The 605-nt window shown below is 43.1% G+C and carries 1 protein-coding gene; it reads left to right on the forward strand.

Annotated features, from left to right (window positions below; genetic code table 11):
• Positions 1-57 precede the first annotated feature (57 nt).
• The coding region (locus FcAc13_RS12065; protein WP_223064619.1) for a contractile injection system protein, VgrG/Pvc8 family at positions 58-605 on the forward strand (548 nt) is incomplete at its 3' end.

The following is a 605-nucleotide window of genomic DNA, read 5'->3' on the forward strand; positions in this document are numbered from 1 at the left end:
AAAAAACTTAATAAGTGAACAATAATAAACATTGATTGCAAATAATAAGGAATTCCTATGGCGATCTCACAGCGAGAAGCAAGATATTTTGATTCTATCTTTTCTCATCCTTCGAACAACCGTTATACCTTAAACCTTAATGGAGTTTCATCATTGTCGATTGTCTCCATTGTCGGTCATGAGTCACTCAATACCCCATGGCGATATGTCATCACCTTCACTAGCCCCGAGAAACAGCTAAAAATCAGTGATTTATTGAGCCAGCCGGCGTCGTTAATCTTTGAAGCGCCCCAGCTTGCCGAGCAATTAGCACATATTAGCTCGCTTGATATGCCAGCGAGGTCGCGCACCTTATATGGTATCATTACTGAATTTAGCATGGTCTCAGTTAGTAAAGACGAAGCGCGTTATCAGGTGGTATTAGTACCGCGGCTAGCGTTACTTGCCAATGACCATAACAGTGCAATTTACCAAAATCAGAGTGTCGTAAGTGTGGTGGAAGAGGTGTTACGCCGTCATGGCTTTACGGGGGTGGATTACCACCTGATACTAAAAGAGAATTACCCGGCGCGTGAGTTTATTACGCAATGGCAAGAGAGTGACCT

It is taken from the genome of Frischella japonica, from assembly GCF_014489845.1.
GTDB classification, from domain to species: Bacteria; Pseudomonadota; Gammaproteobacteria; order Enterobacterales; family Orbaceae; genus Frischella; species Frischella japonica.